Origin of the sequence: Providencia sp. PROV236, assembly GCF_033676985.1 — a bacterium.
Taxonomy (GTDB): domain Bacteria; phylum Pseudomonadota; class Gammaproteobacteria; order Enterobacterales; family Enterobacteriaceae; genus Providencia; species Providencia manganoxydans.
In genome coordinates this window covers 353,146-373,519 of the sequence record NZ_CP096297.1, presented here as the reverse complement: position 1 = coordinate 373,519, position 20,374 = coordinate 353,146, and the positions used below count along the sequence as shown (strand labels likewise).

18 protein-coding genes and 1 pseudogene are annotated in these 20,374 nt (G+C 41.0%); 8 read left to right on the top strand and 11 right to left on the bottom strand.

Annotation, left to right across the window (positions count from 1 at the left end):
* Window positions 1-36: 36 nt before the first annotated feature.
* Window positions 37-789: an FKBP-type peptidyl-prolyl cis-trans isomerase gene (fkpA, locus tag M1E96_RS01580; RefSeq protein ID WP_272580460.1), complete on the bottom strand. Its 753-nt coding sequence runs from the start codon at window positions 787-789 to the stop codon at window positions 37-39.
* A gap of 340 nt (window positions 790-1,129) precedes the next feature.
* Between fkpA and M1E96_RS01575 the strand changes: the two genes are divergently transcribed.
* Window positions 1,130-1,351: a SlyX family protein gene (locus M1E96_RS01575; protein WP_070929367.1), complete on the top strand. Its 222-nt coding sequence runs from the start codon at window positions 1,130-1,132 to the stop codon at window positions 1,349-1,351.
* A 97-nt stretch (window positions 1,352-1,448) separates the two neighbouring features.
* Here M1E96_RS01575 and M1E96_RS01570 read toward each other — a convergent pair whose 3' ends face one another.
* From M1E96_RS01570 to kefG, 6 genes and pseudogenes are all read right to left on the bottom strand, one after another.
* Window positions 1,449-2,798, bottom strand: coding sequence for an aryl-sulfate sulfotransferase (locus M1E96_RS01570; RefSeq protein ID WP_319067823.1), 1,350 nt, complete (start codon window positions 2,796-2,798; stop codon window positions 1,449-1,451).
* A gap of 154 nt (window positions 2,799-2,952) precedes the next feature.
* Window positions 2,953-4,160 (bottom strand): annotated as a pseudogene (locus M1E96_RS01565) (IS3 family transposase).
* Between the two features lie 160 nt (window positions 4,161-4,320).
* Entirely contained in the window at window positions 4,321-4,917 is a 597-nt protein-coding gene (slyD, locus tag M1E96_RS01560) for a peptidylprolyl isomerase (RefSeq protein WP_070929369.1), read from the bottom strand.
* 87 nt (window positions 4,918-5,004) lie between these two features.
* Window positions 5,005-5,208 carry a YheV family putative zinc ribbon protein gene (locus tag M1E96_RS01555; protein ID WP_070929370.1) on the bottom strand — a complete coding sequence of 68 codons (204 nt, stop codon included), beginning with the start codon at window positions 5,206-5,208 and terminating at the stop codon, window positions 5,005-5,007.
* A gap of 11 nt (window positions 5,209-5,219) precedes the next feature.
* Window positions 5,220-7,025 (bottom strand): glutathione-regulated potassium-efflux system protein KefB, encoded by a 1,806-nt coding sequence (gene kefB, locus M1E96_RS01550; protein WP_272580462.1) that lies wholly within the window; start codon window positions 7,023-7,025, stop codon window positions 5,220-5,222.
* Complete coding sequence (gene kefG, locus M1E96_RS01545; RefSeq protein ID WP_070929372.1) at window positions 7,025-7,579, bottom strand: glutathione-regulated potassium-efflux system ancillary protein KefG; 555 nt, start codon at window positions 7,577-7,579, stop codon at window positions 7,025-7,027. The genes kefB and kefG overlap by 1 nt, the downstream gene beginning before the upstream one ends.
* 299 nt (window positions 7,580-7,878) lie before the next feature.
* On the opposite strand from kefG, the gene M1E96_RS01540 reads away from it, so the two are divergent.
* Window positions 7,879-9,813, top strand: coding sequence for an ABC transporter ATP-binding protein (locus M1E96_RS01540; RefSeq protein ID WP_369427342.1), 1,935 nt, complete (start codon window positions 7,879-7,881; stop codon window positions 9,811-9,813).
* Window positions 9,814-9,873: 60 nt separating this feature from the next.
* On the opposite strand, the gene adiA is transcribed toward M1E96_RS01540, so the two are convergent.
* Window positions 9,874-12,138 (bottom strand): arginine decarboxylase, encoded by a 2,265-nt coding sequence (gene adiA, locus M1E96_RS01535; protein WP_140179610.1) that lies wholly within the window; start codon window positions 12,136-12,138, stop codon window positions 9,874-9,876.
* A 113-nt stretch (window positions 12,139-12,251) separates the two neighbouring features.
* Entirely contained in the window at window positions 12,252-13,112 is an 861-nt protein-coding gene (locus M1E96_RS01530; RefSeq protein WP_070929373.1) for a MurR/RpiR family transcriptional regulator, read from the bottom strand.
* Between the two features lie 234 nt (window positions 13,113-13,346).
* Here M1E96_RS01530 and murQ point away from each other — a divergent pair, with 234 nt between their 5' ends.
* Together murQ and murP are read left to right on the top strand one after the other, a co-directional pair.
* Window positions 13,347-14,258, top strand: coding sequence for an N-acetylmuramic acid 6-phosphate etherase (gene murQ / locus M1E96_RS01525; protein ID WP_272580464.1), 912 nt, complete (start codon window positions 13,347-13,349; stop codon window positions 14,256-14,258).
* Window positions 14,259-14,283: 25 nt separating this feature from the next.
* Window positions 14,284-15,756: a PTS N-acetylmuramic acid transporter subunit IIBC gene (murP, locus tag M1E96_RS01520; RefSeq protein ID WP_070929375.1), complete on the top strand. Its 1,473-nt coding sequence runs from the start codon at window positions 14,284-14,286 to the stop codon at window positions 15,754-15,756.
* A 250-nt stretch (window positions 15,757-16,006) separates the two neighbouring features.
* On the opposite strand, the gene M1E96_RS01515 is transcribed toward murP, so the two are convergent.
* A complete protein-coding gene (locus M1E96_RS01515; protein ID WP_070929376.1) occupies window positions 16,007-16,612 on the bottom strand; it encodes a LysE family translocator in 606 nt (201 codons plus the stop codon).
* 95 nt (window positions 16,613-16,707) lie between these two features.
* On the opposite strand from M1E96_RS01515, the gene M1E96_RS01510 reads away from it, so the two are divergent.
* Genes M1E96_RS01510 through M1E96_RS01500 form a run of 3 tightly spaced genes read left to right on the top strand, consistent with a single transcriptional unit; the run spans window position 16,708 to window position 18,832 of the window.
* A complete protein-coding gene (locus M1E96_RS01510; RefSeq protein ID WP_272580465.1) occupies window positions 16,708-17,691 on the top strand; it encodes a hydrolase in 984 nt (327 codons plus the stop codon).
* Complete coding sequence (locus tag M1E96_RS01505; RefSeq protein ID WP_070929378.1) at window positions 17,688-17,906, top strand: YheU family protein; 219 nt, start codon at window positions 17,688-17,690, stop codon at window positions 17,904-17,906. The genes M1E96_RS01510 and M1E96_RS01505 overlap by 4 nt, the downstream gene beginning before the upstream one ends.
* Before the next feature lie 59 nt (window positions 17,907-17,965).
* Window positions 17,966-18,832 (top strand): phosphoribulokinase, encoded by an 867-nt coding sequence (locus M1E96_RS01500; RefSeq protein WP_140179789.1) that lies wholly within the window; start codon window positions 17,966-17,968, stop codon window positions 18,830-18,832.
* Between the two features lie 71 nt (window positions 18,833-18,903).
* Here the strand turns inward: M1E96_RS01500 and M1E96_RS01495 are convergent, their stop codons facing one another.
* Window positions 18,904-19,308, bottom strand: coding sequence for an OsmC family protein (locus M1E96_RS01495; RefSeq protein ID WP_369427341.1), 405 nt, complete (start codon window positions 19,306-19,308; stop codon window positions 18,904-18,906).
* A gap of 421 nt (window positions 19,309-19,729) precedes the next feature.
* Between M1E96_RS01495 and crp the strand changes: the two genes are divergently transcribed.
* Entirely contained in the window at window positions 19,730-20,362 is a 633-nt protein-coding gene (gene crp / locus M1E96_RS01490) for a cAMP-activated global transcriptional regulator CRP (RefSeq protein WP_004923862.1), read from the top strand.
* Window positions 20,363-20,374 lie beyond the last annotated feature (12 nt).

Below are 20,374 nucleotides of genomic sequence, written 5' to 3'. Positions count from 1 at the left end.
CAAATTTCGCTGAGTCTTTGCCCTATTGTTGGCAAATTATTTTGTAGCTGGTTTTATATCTAGCAATTCAACATCAAATACTAGCGTTGAATTTGCAGGAATACCTGGAACACCGTTTTCACCATAAGCCAGATCAGCAGGGATCACTAATTGGATTTTACCGCCTTTTTTCACATTAACTAGACCTTCAGTCCAACCTTTGATGACTGAATTTAATGGGATAGTCAGTGGCTCATTGCGTGAATATGAGCTATCAAACTCAGTACCATCAGTTAACATACCTTTGTAGTTAACAACGACAGTATCCTCAGGTTTTGGCTTAGCACCAGTACCTTCTTTTTCGATTTTATACAGTAAGCCTGATTTTGTTTTAACTACGCCTTTTTCTTTCGCATATTTTTCGCGGTACTCAGCACCCGCTTTTTCATTAGCCGCTGATTCATCTTTCATTTTCTTTTCAGCCGCTTGTTTAACTTGGCCTTCAAACTGACGTAAAGTTTCTTCCACTTCAGTATCAGTCATTTTGCTTTTGCCGTTGAAAGTATCTTGAACACCAGCCAGAAGCTGAGCTTTATCTAGGTTTACACCGATGCTTTTTTGCTCTTCCAGTGAGTTTTGCATATAGCGCCCTAAAGACGCACCTAATGCATAGGCATTGCGTTCTTCGGCTGATTTAAATGCGCTACTTGTTGGCGCTTTAGCAGTAGTTTCCGCAGCCATTACTTGTGGAGCAGTAAATGCCAATGCTAATGTTGTTGCCAGAAGACTTGCCTTAAACAGTGATTTCATCCTAATCTCCGATATCTATTATAGGTATATGTTGTTACTTATTGTCTGTCATTCAGTATATACTGGTTATACTTTAATGTGGCAGCGTTGTTGACTACATGCTATTACGCCTGAACACAATGTTTTCTATGCACCTAGCGACTCAATCACTGGTCGCCTAGCCGCACCTCGAATGATTAAAGTATAGAAAAGAATTACAGAATACAGATGGCTAGTTAGACAACATTACCAAAAAGAGGTTTCAGCGCCTATCTGTTTAACTAAAACTTATCTATTGATTTGTAATGTTCGGTTATTACGATGATTAATTTATGATGAAAAACCATAAGGAGCACTAAAAATGGATTCATCGCAGGCTTTTGAACAGCGCCTTGAGCTTTTAGAGAGTAAAGTTGCTTTCCAAGAACTCACGATAGAGCAACTTAACCAAGTAATCACGGATCAGCAAATGCAATTATCCAAATTACAAGAACACATACGTATCGTGGCAGAACGACTAAAATCCTCTCAATCTTCTCACTTAGCAAGGCCTGAAGAAGAAACACCACCGCCTCACTATTAGATAAATTCAAGTAGCTAAATCTATAAATGGATTGCTGATTTAGCTCATTTCAAGTTTCAAAAAGTGAGTTGACCTCTCTAATAGCGAAATAATCTATTTATCCTTTGATATGAAACCGCCTATTATCAATGTCAGGTAATGCTATCTCACTTCCCTTGCTGAGTTGAGGAAGCCAATCATAGGGAACACGGTATGCTCGATAGATCTTATTATGCGCTTCCAGACCAGAAGATTGGTATGGAGAAATATATTCCCAAACAATTCTATTTTCTTTGGTGACTTCAATAAGCCGCCCATTACTTCCTTCGGTAATTAACGTATTTCCATTTAACAGTCTTTGGGCACTACTCACATGAGGGCTATAAAATTGGTATTTATTTATTGTTACTTTCGCGCCCTGCTTCGTTCCCTGTTCATTTGCCGAATATTGCCAAATAATTTCAAAACTAATTGGATCAATTTCCAGCACGCGAGAATAGTCTCGACACGCATTTTTTAAACCATCAGATGAGTTTGGTGTCGATTGCCCATAACCCGCTTTCCAACCGTTATCAAATAGCAAAATATTTCCAGCACCAGGCAATCCTTTTGGGATGAGATGTGCGTGATGTTGGCCAATAATCCAATCTAAATGTTTGAACCTTGCTTCTGTATAATCAGGGCCTATTTGCCAAACAACTTTGCCTGTTTGACGGCTGGTGATACCAACAATATTGGCCTCGCGGGAACTCCAAATAATATTATCTGGATGGAAATTTGGATGACCGTTATCGAAGTGTTTATTGGGACCAAGACGTGACAGGCTGTTAATATGTAAGTAATCGCCTATTTCACCATGACTTATCAAATTAGGATTATGATAAATCACCTTTTTCGCTATCTGATCAAAACCTAATTCGAAAAAATGGTCGTTAAATGCCCATTCCCAAATAATATTTCCCTGCCAATCGATCTCCACAATGACATCATCTAATAGTGGTTTATTGGAGATTTGTTTATTTTGAATATTACGATGACAAAGTAATAAACTATTGCCAGAATCAGTTTTTGCTAATAATTCAGGGGAGTAATAACCAACAGGGTTACCTTCACGTTGGTAATCATGATGTGTTCTTGCAGACCAAGTTGCTATTCCGAATTCATCAACCAAACATTCAAAACGATCAAATGACCAAATAACATTGCCATACCAGTCTAATTGCACAATTTTTTTGTCTTCATGACATTGAAAATTGTGTTCGATTTCACTGCAACAAAGTAAATCTCCGTTAGGTAACATTTTACTAAGAGCACCTAACGCTTTTGGCCAAGCATGGATCTCATTACCATTCATATCAATCAATACGGCACCTTTATTATTTGCCGTATTAAATAATGTATAGCCATTCCATGTTTGATCTTTTTTATAAACAGTTGTTTTTGTAGGATAAACAGACGGGCACCCCATGATTTATTCCCTATTAATGTTAATAAAATAAACAGTAGAACATCGATAGCGAAATAATAATTTAATCGAAGAAAAACAATGAATAACAAAAAAATTTAGGCCTATAACAAGATTAAAAACACCATGACTAGTCCTGATATAGGTTGACAACTTTTCAGGTATAAAATGCTCGATGAACCTCATCGGGCGTTTTATAGTTTAATGATAAATGAGGTCGCCTTTCATTATAAATCTGTATTGATTCTTCAACCAACCTCCTAGCCTGTTCTAAATTTCTCGGCTTTATTAACAAATATTCCATTTTTAATATCCCATTGACTCGCTCTGCTAATGCATTTTGATAACAGTCATAGCCATCCGTCATAGAACATTGAATATTATGTTTTTTATGGATTTCCTGATATTCCGACGAACAGTATTGTAAGCCTCGATCTGAATGATGGATCAAGGTCGTGGTTGAACTTCGTTTTTTTAATGCTTGTACAAATGATTTCTTGACGGCTTTTGTTTTCATATTGTCATCAAGATGATAACCCACTATTTTTCGCGAATAAGCATCGGTGATCAGACTTAAATAAGTATCTCCTTCGTGTGTGGATAAATACGTAATATCAGCAACCCACAGTTGCTCCGGTTGTGAAGGGATAAACCCTGATTTAATTAAATTTGGATGTCGATGAAATCGATGATGACTCAATGTTGTTCGATGATATGACCGCTTATTAGGCACTAATAAGCGATGTTCTCTCAACAAAGAAAATAATCGGTCACGACCAATAATTAATTGTTTTTGTTTCAAAAGAAAGTGTAATTTTCTCACCCCAAGCCTAGGGTGAACTGTTCGCTCAGATTTCACAGCACAAACAATAATTGCATCTAATTTTTTCCGCTTATCAGACGTATCTTGACGTTGTAATAGGCTTGCCGAGTGATTTTCATAAAACGACAAGCTTGGTTACGGTGAGTTTTTCAACCGTTTTTTCCTTAATAACTCGGCTTTGCGCTTTTTTGAGAGGCGAACTCCAAATCCCTATCCATCACTTTGACAACCGCCTCAAAAAAATCAGCTTTGAGCTGCATCTCCTCAAGCTCTTTTTCAAGGGCTTTAATGCGTTGTTCAGGTGTTTGTTGCTCCGAGGTTTGGTTCATAGCAGCACCTTTATAAAGAGTATTGGGCGTACCTTCCGACCAATCTAATCTACCATGCTTACGTAACCAAACCAAAACAGTTGAACGCCCCTGTATGCCATATCGATATTGAGCTTGTTTATAGGTGAGCTCGCCTTTTTCTACTTGGTCAACAACCGCCAGTTTAAAGGCAAGAGAATAATCACGTTGAGTTCGTTTACCTATTGGTTTCATTACACTCTCCAATTTTAGATTGGAAAAGTGTCAACTTTATTTAGGACCGGTCACCATAAACAAAAAGGCCTCCATTAATTGGTTACCCAACTCTTGGAGGCCTTTTATAGATCAGGTGTTAAGGAATTAATCTTTTATCACCTATGATCGATGACTATAATTAGTGGCAACCACAGCCGCCATGTTTGTGACCGTGACCTTCACCGCCACCACAGCAACCACTTTCTTCGCCATGGCTATGACCATGACTACCACCGCAGCAACCACCTTCGTGGTCGTGATCGTGGCCATCAGCACCGTGTACGTGGCCATGAGCCAACTCTTCTTCTGTTGCTTCACGGATTGCCATGACTTCAACATTAAACTTCAGGTTTTGACCCGCCAGCATGTGGTTACCATCGACGATAACTTCATCACCTTCAATACCTGTAATTTCAACAGGTACTGGTCCCATGTCTGTGTCAGCTAAGAAACGCATACCCACTTGCAACTCTTCAACACCCATAAAGACATCTTTAGGAACGCGTTGAACTAAGTTGTCATCGTATTGGCCATAAGCGTCGTCAGAGGCAACTTCAACATCAAAATGATCACCAACAGCACGACCTTCTAATGCTTTCTCTAAACCAGAAATTAAAGAACCACGGCCATGTAGATAGTCAAGTGGCGCATTCGCCGGAGACTCATCAACTAAAACACCATCTTCTGTTCTTACTTGATAAGCCAAGCTGACTACCAAATCTTTTGCTACTTTCATGACATCTCCTACTACCCATAGGGGGAAAAATTTTGTCGATTGTACCGGAAAACAAGACTGCTGTATTGAAAATTGACAAAATTCCCCTTATTCAGGTGTAAAAATACCAATGACTTGTTCCTGTTTTCTCACATGAGGTGTTGCAGTGTCATCAACTTGGCGTTGCTGATCGCCGCAATTGACACATTCAACCACATCAATTTTATCTTCACGCCACATCATCAGTGTGTCTTGTGATTGGCATTTAGGGCAAACTGCCCCTGCGATAAACCGTTTACGTGTTGACGACATAATACTGCCCTTTATTCATCATGGTTCCAGTTATGGGGCTGGCGATGCTCCCTTAACATCTCTTTTTCAAATAGTTCATTCAGCTCTCGTCGCGCCTCTTTAACTCGAGAAACTTGACCACTATCCCCTTCATTTTCAGGAATAATCTCTCTTAAAGTTCGCATATCTAATCGACGGAAATGCTGTTTAGCTCGATAAGCTTTATGGGGGTGCATACCTGTACTAATTAATGCCTTGCTGCCTAATTCTAATGCACTAGAGAACGTTTCACGGCTAAAATCTTGAACACCATTTTGTAATAATTCATGGGCTTCTACCCGCCCTTTTGCTCGAGCGATAATATGTAAATTAGGAAAATTTTCTTGGCATAAGTGTACAATTTCCATTACTTCTTCAGGTACATCACTGGTGATCACAATGGCTTTTGCCTTTTCAGCGCCTGCCGAACGTAATAACTGCAATTCACGTGCATCACCATAGTAAACCTTATAACCATAGCGGCGCATGGTGCTGATTGCTGTGACATCCTGCTCAAGTACGGTAATTTTTACTTTATTCGCCATCAATAAACGCCCCACGACCTGCCCCATTCGGCCAAAACCAACTAAAATCACATGAGGATCGTTATCTTCAACAAAGGGCTTTTCATTTGAAACAGGATGGCGGTTATAACGGTAGTTGAGATACCCATCGATTAATTGCATTACTAATGGCGTTGTCATCATAGAGAGGGTGACAACCACTAAGAGCAGATCCATTTGCCTTTCATCAATCACGCTTGCTCCTGATGCAGTGGCAAAAATCACAAATGCAAATTCACCACCTTGGCTTAATACCCCTGCAAATTGGGCTCTTGCGCCATTACGCAGTTTAGCTATCCAACTGAGGATATAAAGGACCAACGCTTTAACCGCAACTAGCAGCAATACTCCTAGTAAAACTTGCGGTAAATAGCTCCATAGAATTTGTAAATTCAACGACATCCCTACTGAGATAAAAAATAACCCTAGTAGTAGCCCTTTAAATGGCTCAATATTGATTTCTAATTCATGGCGAAATTCGGTTTCAGCTAACATGACCCCCGCCATAAAAGTACCGAGTGCCATTGAAAAACCAAGGCTCTCCATAATCAGAGCTGAACCTAGTACGACCAATAATGCCGCAGCGGTGAAAATCTCATGAACTCCTGATTTGGCTGCTAAACGGAACATCGGACGTAGCAAATAGCGTCCAACGACCCATAAACCAACAAAGGCAATCACTTTTAAACCAATACGGTACCAATCACTGCTTGCAGTATCACCCGCTAGCAATGGGATCAGTGCCATAATAGGGATCACTGCCATATCTTGAAACAGCAATACAGAGAAGCCAAGTTGACCGCTCTCTTTATTCGACATCCCTTTTTCATTCATCAATTGTAAGGCCATCGCCGTTGATGACATCGCCATACCAAGACCACCGACGACAGCTGCTTGCCAAGAAAATTTTGCCAATAATAGCAGGCCTGCCATGATAGAAGCGGTCACCACAACTTGAGCGGTACCCACACCAAAAATAGAGCGACGTAGTTCCCACAATTTAGAGGGTTTGAGTTCCAATCCAATCAAAAACATCAGGAAAACTACCCCCATTTCAGAAAAATGGAGAATATCGTCTACATTGCGAATAAAACCCAATGCGAATGGGCCGATCACGATCCCTGCCAATAAATAACCGAGAACGGCGCCCAAGCGGATCTTCTGTGCTATAGGCACCATCACCACACCAGCACAGAGGAAGATAATTACTGATTCAAATAAATTAAGTTGATCCATCAGGATAAGCCCCCTATTTGCAGAGGCTGCTGTAACCATTCACGGTATCCCGCAATAATTTCCTGTAGATGCTCTTTACGCTGCCTACGTGCAGCATAAATAATATTAGGTTCTAACCATTGCATATCACACATGGCTGCCGTTAACTCAAATGGACGTAAAATCTCACTTAGCGGATAGCGGTTATACCCACCATGTTGATACGCCTCTTGAGGCTCTCCCGTCGTTATAATCGAACGCCAATATTTGCCTTTTAGTTTTTGATACCCCATATCTGTTGCAAAACGACGCGTTAATACTCTATCGAACCACTCTTTTAATAGGGCTGGGCAGCTATAAGTATAAAGAGGATGTTGGAACACAATAATGTCAAATTGACATACTAATTTTTGTTCGGCATTCACATCTATAAAATAGTCTGGATAAATCGCATAAAGATCATGAACCGTCACATGCTCTAAATCCTTAATGGCATCAAGCAATGCTTTATTCGCGACGGATTCTTCAGGGTCTGGATGTGCATAGAGCACTAATACTTTCGGCTTATTTGACATCTTTCCCTCCTCAAAGGCGTGTCAGACGGATAATTTTCCGTTACCATGCTGCCTGCATATTACTTTTATTTTATACTCTAAATAATTCGAGTTGCAGGTAGACGACAAACGAAGGTAGGCGGGAAACATAGATAAACTATGTAAGGTGAGCGTAGCATAGCCACTTATACCTCAATGAAAAGCCCTGCAACTTGAAGTATAACGAGTGCACACCTACACATTTTCGTATGGTCGTATACCAGCTGAAAATTCTAGGGTATTTATTATATAATTTAACATATTTTCAACTGACGGCTGCTATGATTGTTTTCTCTTCCTTACAAATTCGCCGTGGCGTGCGTGTTTTACTCGATAATGCCACCGCAACCATTAACCCAGGCCAAAAAGTTGGGCTAGTAGGTAAAAACGGTTGCGGCAAATCAACACTGCTTTCTTTGCTTAAAGGTGAATTACAAGCCGAAGCAGGCTCTGCCAATTTTCCAAGTACGTGGGCACTCGCTTGGGTGAATCAAGAAACTCCGGCATTAGACATTCCTGCATTAGAATATGTGATAGATGGCGATCGTGAATTCCGCGCTCTTGAACAACAACTACAACTTGCTAATGAAAAAAACGATGGTCATGCAATCGCTGCACTACACGGCCAACTTGATGCCATCAATGCATGGAGCATTCGCTCACGGGCATCCAGCCTGTTACATGGCCTTGGCTTTAGCCAAAACCAATTGCAAGAACCTGTAAAGTCATTTTCAGGTGGATGGCGCATGCGCCTTAACCTTGCACAAGCACTACTTTGCCGTTCCGATTTATTATTATTGGATGAGCCAACCAACCACCTTGATTTAGATGCCGTCATTTGGCTGGAAAAATGGCTAAAAAGCTATTCTGGCACACTCATATTAATCTCTCATGACCGTGACTTCCTCGATCCAATTATCGATAAAGTCCTACATATTGAGCAAGAAACCTTATTCGAGTACACCGGTAACTATTCCTCTTTTGAGCGTCAGCGCGCAACCAAGCTAGCTCAGCAACAATCTCTCTATGAGAGCCAACAAGCTAAAGCGGCTCACTTGCAAAGTTATATCGATCGCTTTAGAGCACAAGCGACTAAAGCCAAGCAAGCTCAAAGCCGTATAAAAATGCTTGAACGCATGGAAATGGTCGCTCCCGCTCATGTGGATAACCCTTTCCATTTTTCATTCCGCCAGCCTGAAAGCTTACCAAATCCATTACTGAAAATGGAAAAAGTCAGTGCAGGTTATGGTGATACAATTATTCTAAAATCAATTAAATTGAATTTAGTACCGGGGTCACGTATTGGCCTGTTAGGTCGCAATGGTGCGGGTAAATCAACGCTAATCAAATTACTCGCAGGTGATTTACAACCCTTGCAAGGTAGCGTTTCTTTAGCAAAAGGGATCAAATTAGGCTATTTTGCTCAGCATCAGTTGGAATATTTGCATGCTGATGAATCACCATTACAACACCTTGCAAGGCTAGCACCACAAGAAACTGAACAGCAACTACGCGATTATTTAGGTGGATTTGGCTTTAAAGGTGACCAAGTCACTGACCCAAGCGGCCGTTTTTCGGGTGGAGAGAAAGCACGCTTAGTTTTGGCGCTAATTGTTTGGCAACGCCCTAATTTATTACTACTCGATGAACCGACTAACCACCTTGATTTAGATATGCGCCAAGCTCTGACCGAAGCTTTGATTGATTTTGAAGGTGCATTGGTTGTCGTTTCCCATGATAGGCATTTACTACGTTCTACCACAGATGACCTTTATTTGGTTCATGATGGTTTAGTTGAACCGTTTGATGGTGATCTGGAAGATTACCAACAATGGTTAGCGGAACAAAATAAAATGGAGTTGCAGCAGGCCCGTGATCTACAAGAAAAAGATCGCCCAGCAAATACAGCAACCGTCACGGCACAAGATAGGAAAGATCAAAAACGCCGCGAAGCCGAATTTCGCCAACAAACGCAACCTATCCGTAAACAGCTGACTGAATTAGAAAAGAAAATGGAAAAACACTCTAGTGTACTCGCTGAACTAGAAGCCACTCTTTCTGATACTGCCATTTACGAGCAAGAGCGCAAAGCAGAGCTCGCTGAATGTTTAAAAAAACAAACAGAGCAAAAAAATGCGTTAGAAGAGGTTGAAATGGCATGGATGGAGCTGCAAGAGCAGCTTGAAACCATGACCAGTGAGTTTGAATCTAACTAAGAGTATCTTAAACTTAATAGTAGGGTAGTTTGCAAACATACAAACTACCCTACTAATTAATTACTTCACACACATCACATAATACTGTCCATCAATCACTTCTGTGCCTTCCGTCTCATGTTCAAACCCAGGGAATTCCTGATCCCATGCCTGCAAACCATATAAGTAGCGAATATGAGGGCTATTTTCATCACCGAAATTTTCACCTGACAGTAGCATAGGAATACCCGGTGGATAAGGAATGATTGAGTTTGCAGCAACTCGGCCTGCTAATTGATGAATAGGAACAGCTTCTACGCGGTTGGCAACGATCTCTTGATAAGCATCTCGAGGGCTCATCATCACTTGTGGTAATTGTGAATAAGCCTGATTTAGCAATGCGCCGGGATTGTTTTTTTGTAAATAGGCAAACATTTTATCGCCTAAATCGTGTAGCCCCATTTCACCATAAATTTCAGGTGCGGATTCAACTACCTCTGGAAGTACCTTTTTTAATGGGGTATTACTGTCATAATGGCGCTTGAAAGAAAGCAGCGTATTCACTAGCGTCCCCCACTTACCTTTAGTGATCCCCATTGAAAACAAGAACATGATTTGGAAATCGGTCGTACGCGTAGGAACGATACCGTAATGGTTTAGCCACGCCGTCACCAGTGCCGCTGGCACACCTGAATCTAATAAATTGCCATCATCTCCCATACCCGGAGCAAGAATACTCACTTTGATAGGATCAAGCATCGCCCAATTATCAGGAATATCATGGAAACCGTGCCATTTATCTTCAGGATGCATTACCCAGCAGCTTTGTTCCTTCATCAATAATTCTACAGGGGCATCTTCGAATGCATGGCGCTTTCCTGTCACTGGATCCTTAACCATTTCTTGGTTCCAAGGCTTAAAGAACCATTCATCATCATTAAGAAACTCTTTATACAAAAAGGCTAATGATTGCCTAAAGTCAATCGCTTCGCGGATCACTTCATCCGTTAATGAGCGCCCACTATTACCATCCATCATATCCGCTGCAATATCATTCGAAGCACAAATGGCATACAGCGGTGAGGTGGTTGAGTGCATTAAATAAGCTTGGTTAAAGCGATTAAAATCAATGGCATTACGGCCATTTCTTACATGAATATACGAGGCTTGAGATAGTGCATTTAATAATTTATGGGTTGAATGAGTCGCAAAAATTGTCGGCTCATCCTCTGATCTTTCTTCATCTCTCATGGCGAAGTGATCACGATAAAGTGGGTTAAAGCGTGCATAGCCATACCATGCTTCATCAAAGTGAATGCGATCTAAAGAATCATCAAGGAGATCTTGTACCTTACGAGCGTTGTAACAAACACCATCATAAGTACAGTTAGTGATCACGCTGTAGGCGGGACGCTGGCCTATTTTATCCGTTGTGAGAGGGTTGCTAGCAATTTTGTGATTAATCGATTCTGAAGACATCTCTTTAGGGTAAATAGGCCCAATAATCCCATAACGGTTCCGGCTCGGAACCATATAAATCGGTTTTGCCCCTGTTAATATTAGCCCTTGTTCAATCGATTTATGGCAATTACGGTCAATCACCACCACATCATCATCGGTCATACAGGCTTGCATGATGGTACGGTTGGAGCCTGATGTTCCCACAACAACTGAATAAGATTGGTCTGCGCCAAAAATACGCGCGGCATTTTTTTCGCATTCACCAAAAGCGCCAGTGTGATCTAATAAAGAACCGACTGCTACGCGCTCAATCCCAATATCAGTACGAAATAGGTTCTCGCCAAAGAAATCATGGTAAATACGTCCAGCGGGGGTTTTAGTAAAACCGACTCCACCTTGGTGGCCAGGTGCTGCCCATGAATACTCATGGACATCACTATATTTGATAAGGCTTTTCATTAATGGTGGCAATAATTGGGAACGATAACGCTGAATAGCAGCCAATACCCGCCCTGCAATAAAATCAGCTGAGTCTTCGAGTATCCATGCAAACTCATCGACTTGCTCCATCATTTTACGATCGAAAGCCACTAAAGCTTCTTCACGGTCACTGAGAAGAAATACGGGAACATCTTCTTGTCTGCGATGTAATTGAGTGATTAAACGATGTGCTTGGGTTTGTTCATCGCGATCCGACATATCACGGCCATACAGTAGGCAATCGATACTGGTATTTGAGCGAATATAGGCAAGACCATCTTCGAAATCACGGATAATAACCGTTTCAACATGTTCATCATTGAGTTCACTTGCAAGCCTAGCCACAGCATGGCTTATCACTGAGTCTTCGTCAGTCAGTTCCGTGTAAACAATTAGCGCCCTCATTAATTGAACCTCTATAAGTTGCATTAAAATAATAATCTATATTAATAGTCTTAACGCAAATAAAGGTTTTTTGCAAAGATAGAACAAATAACTCACTGTTGAAAAAGCTATTTTTATTCATCTAATTTGTTAATCATCACTCTCGCATTCATGACTAACATTTTTGCACGAGCCTCACGCTTTTGTAATAACGCCATAAAAAGTAGGTCGGTTAGGGTATTTTGTGCCGTTCTTGATGAAATTGAGGAACTACGCCATTCATTTTCTTCTGCAATACTCTCAAGAACATAATCAGCTAACTGTGCAAGTGGCGATAATCGGCTACGCGTGATTGCGATGACATTTGCTCCTTGTTTACGACCGATACTCGCTGCGGTAAGCATATCTTTTCGCTTACCTGTAAACGAAATCACAATCTGAGTATCTTGAGGTGTCAATGTCAAAGCGGCAGCAATCTGCACATGATGGTCTGACTCGACCAGTGTCGTAATACCTATTTTTTGTAATTTATAGCTAAGATCTTTGGCTGTTAACCCTGAGCCACCAATTCCAACAATCTGTACCCGTTGTGATTTATCAATTGAATCAACAATTTTCTCAAATAACTTAAAATCAATATGGCGAGTTGTTTCGGTAATCGAGTAGTTTTTTTCCAACGCTAGCTTTTGTGCAACGACCATTAAATTGTCGCTTTGCGCGATCTTATTATGCAATGCAATATGGGGATTCGCTTCATCGAGCTGCTGACGACCAATAATCTCACTCAATGCCAGTTTTAATGCAGGATACCCTTTCACGCCGACTTTCTGGCTAAATTTAACAATAGCTGATTGGCTCACATTTAACGCTTCAGCCAGTTGCTGAGAGGATAAATTCAGAACCCGCTCGGGTTTTTCTAAAATAAACTGAGCTATCTTGCGTTGATTTTCAGCAAGCCTAGGCAATAAACAAGTGATCGTATCCAGCAAAGTCATCTAAATTCCTTTCCTTATTAATTAAATATAATAAATTATTCCTCTTAGAATAACCTCATTACTTAATATTAATCCTTTAAATTCAATAAGTAATTAACCTCGTCATTCTAATTCATACTCAAATATTCTTTCATAGTGACAATTCAGAATAGAGAACGCCGTGATCATTATCACATCACTGGAATAAATAATTCCTTAATATCCCCTCATTAACTGAGGTAGGAGTAATTAATTATGACCATTGATTTAAGCAAAATGGTAACTGAGAGCCGTAACACTGCAAGTACTAACATCGATCAACTCTCTACGATCAATATGTTGCAAGTCATCAATAATGAAGACAAGCAAGTACCATTAGCCGTCGAAAAAGTATTACCACAAATTGCACAATTGGTGGATAAAGTTGCACATGCATTTTTGAATGGCGGCCGCTTAATTTATTCAGGTGCAGGTACATCTGGTCGTTTAGGGATTTTGGACGCTAGCGAGTGCCCGCCAACTTATGGTACGCCTCATGAACAAGTCATTGGTTTAATTGCGGGTGGTCACCAAGCTATTTTCCGTGCAGTTGAAAACGCAGAAGATAAACCCGAACTTGGTGAGCAAGATCTGATTGATATTCAATTCAGTGATAAAGATGTTCTTGTGGGTATCGCTGCAAGTGGTCGTACCCCGTACGTCCTTGGCGCGCTAGCTTATGCACGCAAAATTGGTGCAGTCACCGCATCCATCAGCTGTAATCCCCATAGCCCTGTTGCCAGTGCAGCCGACATTGCCATCACTCCAATAGTAGGAGCCGAAGTGGTCACTGGCTCTTCACGCATGAAAGCAGGTACTGCGCAAAAACTGGTGCTCAATATGATCACCACTGGTGCGATGATCCGTATTGGTAAAGTCTTCGGCAATTTAATGGTCGATGTAGAAGCAACCAATGCAAAGTTGGTTGAAAGGCAAGTCAAGATCGTAATGGAAGCCACTGAGTGTGACAGGCAAACAGCGGAACTCGCATTACAACAATGTGATAGGCACTGTAAAACTGCAATTTTGATGATCCTATCTGGGCTCAATGCACAAGAGGCGCGTCAATTGCTATCAGACAATAATGGGTTCATTCGTACCGCTCTTAACGTTGCGAAATCCATTTAACACGGGAACTGATAGGGTAAATGGCATGGCTAAAATAACTAAAGAAATGATGCAGGAGATCCTGCAAAAGGTCGGGGGAAGTACAAATATTAAGCAGGCAGGTAACTGCATGACTCGCTTACGTTTGACACTCAACAATGACCAACTTGTCGACAAAACAGCAATAAAACAGATCGCAGGGGTGCTTGGTGTCATTGAAAGTGATGAACAACTACAAATTGTCCTTGGCCCCGGCAAAGCACAAACCGCTGCCGACTTAATGAATCAGATCCTCGAAAGTGGTGAACACATTGCCGCAGAAACACTGGACACATCGTTAGAAACTAACCTAAACGCTCTTGCATCATCGAATAAACAGCAAATGAAGCAAAAGCAAACGAGTGCTGTACATCGTTTTCTGTCTAAGTTTGCTACCATTTTTACTCCGTTGATCCCAGGTTTTATTGCTGCCGGCTTATTATTAGGATTTGCAACATTAGCCACGCAAACCTTCTATCCGGAAGGGCTACCAAAAGCACCTGAACAGCAAACATTCGGCGTGCACATGATTTTGTACATGTCTGTGTTTAGTAAAGGATTATTCAGCTTTTTAAGCATCTTAATTGGCTATAATGCACAAAAAGCCTTTGGTGGGAGCGGTGTTAACGGAGCCATTATTGCTGCACTATTTGTGCTTGGTTATGATCCGAACGCCACCTCAGGTGTCTTTTCGGGCATGACCAATTTCTTCGGTTGGGATATTGACCCTAGAGGAAGCATCATTGGTGTCTTGATTGCCTGTATTTTTGGTGCTTGGGTTGAAAAACAAGTACGCAAAATTATCCCAGCTAACCTTGATATGATTTTAACCTCAACAATTACGTTATTGATTGTTGGTGCTGCCGCCTATGTTGTCATCATGCCATTGGGTAGCTGGCTATTCAGCGGTATGTCATGGTTATTTATGCATTTAAATGGCAATCCATTCGGCACTGCTATACTTGCTGGCTTATTCTTGATTGCGGTAATGTTTGGCGTCCACCAAGGCTTTGTCCCTGTCTATTTTGCACTGGTTGATGCGCAGGGTTTCAACTCTCTATTCCCTATCTTAGCAATGGCGGGTGCTGGCCAAGTGGGAGCTGCATTAGCGCTATATGCGAAAGCAAAGAAAGACTCCATTTTACGTAACCAAATTCGCGGAGCCATTATTCCAGGTTTTCTTGGGATTGGTGAGCCGCTGATTTATGGTGTAACGTTACCTCGTGTAAAACCGTTTGTAACCGCATGTTTAGGCGGGGCAGCAGGTGGTTTCTTTATCGGTTTGATTGCTTGGATGGGGCTACCTGTTGGCCTTAACACAGTGTTCGGCCCATCAGGCTTAGTCGCTATTCCACTGATGACCTCTGCCCAAGGTGTATTTGCAGGTATGGCCGTGTATGTCGGTGGTATTGCAGTCGCTTATGTTTGTGGATTTATTTTTACCTATTTCTTTGGCAGCAAAAATATCGATTTAGATTAAGAATGAATCTTTCTAAAAGGGAAGCATGCATTGTTTCCCTTTTATACTGCTAACAAACGTATTTTGTGTGATAGCAGTAACTAAGAATTTGAAATAAACAAGGAAAATCAACGTATTGATTTTCGGCTGATAACACGAGGCGGGGAAAACCACGCTTTTATCCCGCCTCGTCAACAACCTCAAAGGGAAACTGCATGCTTCCCTTTATTTAATCATTACAACGCTGCGACTTGAAATATGGCAAATACATTTATTCAAACCAAATCAGTGGCACACACATCGCAGTCAACAGCCCCATCACTAAATTAAAAATAAACCACGCATGACGGCCCCGTAAAAAATAGCCAATTAATGACCCACCAGCCATCCAAATCAATCCAGCTATTAAATTAACTGTCACTACAGCAATACTCATCACGATAATAGACTGGGCAAATAGATCTCCGGGTAAACTATAACTTCCAACAGCCCCCAATCCCATTAACCATGCTTTTGGATTTAAAAATTGTAACAAACCACCTTGATACCACTTTATATTTTTCGCAGCAGCACTTTCTGTTTTCAATGGCTCATAATTTGCGGTTGCTGTTTTCCATGCTAACCACAGTAAATAGAGGCTACCAGCCACTTTCATAGCAATGTGCAATGCGGGATATAGCAATAAAAGCGCAGCAACGCCAAACGCAGATAAGTAAAGTATTGACTGCATCCCAAGCATTATCCCCAGTAATAAGGGGATACTGCGTCGGAAACCATAATTTGCGGTACTGGAGGTCAATAACATATTATTAGGGCCAGGTGTAACTGCTGCAATGAATAGAAACGTAAAAAGAGAAAAAACTAGCCCCAGACTCATTTATAATCTATCCCCCAAAATTAGCGCACTTGCATCACAAAAAAATAACAGTATGTTATGTGACCCACAAGGGTATTAAGAAATTAAATAAGGCTATGTCAGAAAACTTTCGCCCCATTAATTGGGCTAAAAATCCACATCTTCAAACGTTATTGCCAAGAATTTTTCGGCGGACCCCGAAAATTAAACCCATTTGGCAACGGCTTGAGTTACCTGATGGTGACTTTATTGACCTTGCTTGGAGCGAACCTCCTGAGCAGGCTTGTCATAAGCCGCGTTTAGTCATTTTTCATGGCTTAGAAGGTAATTTTAAAAGCCCTTACGCTCATGGCATGCTTGAAAGTGCCCAAAACCAAGGTTGGTTAGGGGTCGTCATGCACTTTCGTGGTTGTAGCGGTGAGCCCAATCGTCAAAAACGTATCTATCACTCGGGTGAAACCAGTGATGCACGTTACTTCTTGCATTGGTTAAAACAAACTTGGGGGGATGTGCCAACTGGCGCGGTGGGCTATTCTCTCGGTGGTAATATGCTTGCCTGCTATTTAGCTGAAAGTGGTGAAAATGCAGATATCGATGCAGGTGTCGTGGTATCAGCTCCATTAATGTTAGAGCCATGCTCTATACGAATGGAAAAAGGGTTCTCGCAGTTTTATCAACGTTATTTGCTTAATGGTTTAAAGCGTAATGCTACCCGTAAGCTGGTGCGCTACCCTGGTTCATTACCTCTTAATTTGTTGCAATTAAAACAACTAAAACGGATCCGTGAGTTTGATGATGTGATCACAGCAAGGATCCATGGTTTCGAAGATGCTACAGACTATTATCAAAAGTGTAGTGCTCTTCCTCGATTACCACGCATTACTAAGCCTACCCTGATTATTCACGCTAAAGATGACCCTTTTATGGCGCCAGAAGTTGTTCCTGATTTAGCGCATTTACCTGCCAATATTGAATATCAAATGACAGAACATGGGGGGCATGTCGGTTTCGTTAGTGGCACATTGAGAAAACCAGAAATGTGGTTAGAAAAACGTATTCCGCAGTGGTTAGCGTCTTATTTAGGCAATACAAAATCATGATTATCCCTTGGAAAGATTTAGATCCAGATACATTGGAAAACCTAATCGAGTCCTATGTATTACGTGAAGGAACCGATTATGGGGAACACGAAAAGTCATTACAGCAAAAAGTTGATGATGTGAAACGCCAATTGGCATCCGGAGAGATTGTGCTAGTCTGGTCAGAGTTGCATGAATCTGTTAATTTTATGCCTAACAGTCAGTTTCGCCCGTAACCCCGTTTCGCTCATGGCTCGGTTTAGCATGGACGCAAGCGCAACACAGGGAGTCCATGATGTCCAAAAAACATCCAATTATTGCAATCACTGGGTCTAGTGGTGCAGGAACCACTTCGACCAGCCAAGCATTTCGTAAAATATTCCATCAATTAAATATCCAACCTGCAACTTTAGAAGGTGATAGTTTTCATCGTTATACTCGCCCTGAAATGGATATGGCAATTAGAAAAGCCAGAGAACAAGGCCGCCATATCAGCTATTTCGGCCCTGAAGCAAATGACTTCTCCCTGTTAGAGCAGACGCTTTTAGAATACAGCCAACAGGGTAGTGGTAAATCACGTAAATACCTTCATACCTACGATGAAGCTGTTCCCTATGGCTTACAGCCGGGTACCTTTACGCCATGGGAACCCCTACCACCTAATAGTGATATTTTATTCTATGAAGGGTTACATGGCGGTGTTGTCACACCTGAAAACAATGTTGCTCGCCATGTTGATTTACTGGTTGGGGTTGTGCCTATCGTTAACCTTGAATGGATCCAGAAGCTGATCCGAGACACCACAGAACGAGGGCATTCACGAGAAGCAGTGATGGACTCGGTAGTTCGCTCAATGGGTGATTATATTAATTATATAACCCCACAATTCTCACGAACTCATATTAATTTCCAACGTGTACCAACCGTAGATACCTCAAACCCTTTCTCTGCTAAAGCGATACCATCACAAGATGAAAGTTTTATTGTTATCCGTTTTAGAGGGCTCGAACAAATTGATTTTCCTTATTTACTTTCCATGTTAAGCGGTTCATTTATTTCAGCTATGAATACTATTGTTGTGCCGGGAGGGAAATTAGGGTTAGCAATGGAGTTAATCATGACCCCTATTGTTGAGAAGTTAATTAAACAAAAACACGATTAATAGTTAATACATGATGCTTATTTTAAATTAATAAGCATCATAATTAAAAAAATAATATATATAATAAAAAATTATTGAGTTTTAATTTCAAAACTATGAGTAACTTTCACAGCTTTTTCTAACATCAAAGATACCGAGCAATATTTCTCAGCCGAAAGTTGAACTGCACGTTCAACCACTTTTTCCGTTAAATCAGTGCCTGTTACAATAAAATGCAAATTAATATGAGTGAAATAACGAGGAGCCTCATCACGACGCTGTGAGGTTAATTTAACTTCACAACCACTAACGTTATTACGGCCTTTTTGTAAAATAGATACCACATCCACTGAGCTGCATCCACCTACTGCCATCAATACCATTTCCATTGGGCTAGGTGCTTTATCACCTGAATTACCATCCATCATTACTTGATGACCAGAGGAGGACTCACCTAAAAAAGAAAGTCCTTCAACCCACTTAACTCTCGCTTCCATTATTTATTCCCCTAGAAAAAATTTGTATAAAAGATAACATTGTTACATAAATGCTTTCAATCGAATCGACACTTTAAGTAGCTGAAGCGATAAAGCCGAGACTTTCTAGGTTTATTATGTTACAAACAAACTATCACCTGATAGGAGCAAGATCAAAACTCAGGGTTTCAATTGATTATACACTCTAAATGATTCGAGATGCAGCTAGGCAATAAGTGAACAAATCGCGAAGAGCATAGAAAACTATGTCGCTAGTGCAAGTAAACGTAATCAACAACGCGGCAACTTGAAGCATGATGAGTATATTATAGTACTGGTATTAACTTACATTATGGTTAATATGCTAAGATAGTGACTTTAAAAACCAGCTTTCTGGTTATGGTTGACCGGAGGCTGTATTAACATACAGAGGATAACGCTAATGGTTCTCGGCAAGCCACAAACAGACCCTACTCTTGAATGGTTTTTGTCACACTGCCATATTCATAAGTATCCATCCAAGAGCACACTGATCCATCAGGGTGAAAAAGCAGAGACTCTTTACTACATCGTTAAAGGTTCAGTGGCTGTTTTAATCAAAGATGAAGAAGGCAAAGAAATGATCCTCTCCTATTTAAATCAGGGAGATTTCATTGGTGAACTAGGGTTATTTGAAGAAGGGCAAGAACGTTCTGCCTGGGTAAGAGCAAAAAGCGCCTGTGAAGTCGCTGAAATTTCTTACAAAAAATTCCGTCAACTTATTCAGGTTAATCCTGACATTCTTATGCGTCTTTCTGCGCAAATGGCAAGCCGCCTACAAACCACATCAGAAAAAGTGGGTAACCTCGCATTCTTAGATGTGACAGGCCGTATTGCTCAAACACTACTTAATTTAGCAAAACAACCAGATGCAATGACCCATCCGGATGGTATGCAAATCAAAATTACACGCCAAGAAATTGGTCAAATTGTTGGCTGTTCGCGTGAAACTGTTGGCCGTATCTTGAAGATGCTAGAAGATCAAAACTTGATCTCTGCGCACGGCAAAACGATTGTCGTCTACGGAACTCGCTAACATTTAAAATAA